Source organism: Corynebacterium sp. CCUG 65737 (genome assembly GCF_024454115.1).
In the GTDB taxonomy this organism is placed as follows: domain Bacteria; phylum Actinomycetota; class Actinomycetes; order Mycobacteriales; family Mycobacteriaceae; genus Corynebacterium; species Corynebacterium genitalium.
This window is the reverse complement of the sequence record NZ_JAGPZB010000032.1, coordinates 1-1,781: the sequence shown is the minus strand read 5'-3', so window position 1 is coordinate 1,781 and position 1,781 is coordinate 1. Positions and strand designations below refer to the sequence as shown.

At 60.5% G+C, this 1,781-nt stretch carries 2 pseudogenes; both read left to right on the top strand.

From position 1 onward, the window contains the following. Positions 1-19: 19 nt before the first annotated feature. Positions 20-625: pseudogene (locus tag KBX17_RS11575) on the top strand (helix-turn-helix domain-containing protein); the annotation flags it as partial. Positions 626-628: 3 nt separating this feature from the next. Continuing rightward, positions 629-1,774 (top strand): annotated as a pseudogene (locus KBX17_RS11395) (IS30 family transposase); the annotation flags it as partial. Between the last annotated feature and the right edge of the window lie 7 nt (positions 1,775-1,781).

The window sequence follows — 1,781 nt, the reverse complement described above, 5'->3', positions numbered from 1 at the left end:
CGGGACTGTCAATGGGTGAATGCGCCACTTCGATCGAGAGGTGGTTGTTGTGGCCGGTTGGGTTTCAGAGGAGATTCGTAAAGCGGCGGTGGCTCGTGTGGCTGAGGGTGAGTCGCCGTACCGGGTGGCGCATGATGTCGGGGTGTCGTTTTCGACCGTCTACGGTTGGATGAGCAAAGCCGGGGTGGATGGTCCGCGCATAGCTGTGCGTGAGGATCGGCAGCAGCGCATCGTTCGTGCTGCTGCTTTGGTTATCCAGGGGGTGTCGTTAGCCAAGGCGGCCCGGACTGTGGGAGTCCCAGTCGCGGTTGCGCGGTATTGGTTGGTCAAGCAAGGCGTTATCACCCCCGCGCCTGCTCCGCGGCGCACTCAGGTTTCCCAGGAGGTCAAAGACACCGCGGTTGCCCGTGTGGCTGCGGGTGAGTCGCCGTACCGGGTGGCGCATGATGTCGGGGTGTCGTTTTCGACCGTTTACGACTGGATGAGCAAAGCCGGGGTGGAAGGCCCGCGCGGGACGAAAAAGCAGTGGAAGGTCAATCGCCGGGCAGCTGAGGAGATGTTTGCTGATGGTATTTCGGTGGCCACGATTGCCAACACGTTGGGAGTTCAACGGGAAACGGTGTACCAGTGGCGCAAAGATTGGGGCATGCCAGCACCATTTTCAACTGCGGCGGGGTCCGCGTCACAGTCACAGTCCGGCAGCAGCGGGATGCGTGTAGGGGTGGGCACGCGCCTGACCCAGGCTGACCGCGCCCAGATTCACGCTGGGTGCACCCAGGGGTTATCCGCTAGAGCCATCGCCGCTTCGATCGGGAGGCACCATAGTGTCGTCGCGCGCGAAATCCGCCGCAACGGGTGGGTGGTGATGGATCAAGCAGGCGTCACAGTGCACACCTATAACGCTGAGGTGGCCCACGAACGCATGTCACACCGGATGGCCAGGCCGAAACCCCGCCGGGTCGACACGAACCCCCGGTTACGGCAGGAAGTGATCAGGTGCGTGATGAGACGGTGGTCGCCAAAGCGCATCAGTTGCCACCTGGCCCGGAATTTCGCCGATGATGAAACCATGCAGCTATCCCACGAAGCGATCTACTCGGCACTGTATGTCCAGGGCAGAGGCAGCTTGCGCGACGAGTTGGAAACGGTGATGAAAACCCAGCAGGTGCTGATCAAAGCAGGCTCATTCCGTAAACGTCGTTCACGCACCGCAGGGCTTGCCACCAACCGCCGCAACTGGGTTCAAGGCGCAGAGATCACACGCCGGCCTGCTGAAGCCGACGACCGGGCCATCCCCGGGCATTGGGAAGGCGACCTGGTCATCGGTAAAGACGGCAAAAGTGCGCTGATCACCCTGATTGAACGCTCCAGCCGCTATACCTTGCTCGGCCATTTACCTACGGAGCGTTGCTCAGCCACCGTGGTCGGCACACTGCAAACCATGGTCAAGCACTTAGGCACAGAGCAGTTGAAAACGATCACCTGGGACCAAGGCTCAGAAATGGCGCTGACAGCCACCGTCGCCATCGCCGACGGCTGCAAGGTCTACTTCTGCGACCCGCACTCACCCTGGCAGCGGCCCACCAACGAAAACACCAACGGAGAAATCCGACGCCGGTTCTTCCCGAAAGGCACCGACTTTTCCCAAGTCACTGCCGAAGAAGTCGCCTGGGTTCAAAACGAACTCAACGACACACCCATCGTCAAATTTGACGGTGCCACACCCCGTGAAAAACTAAAAGAACTATTCAACGGTGGCGCAATCACCCCTTGATACCGCC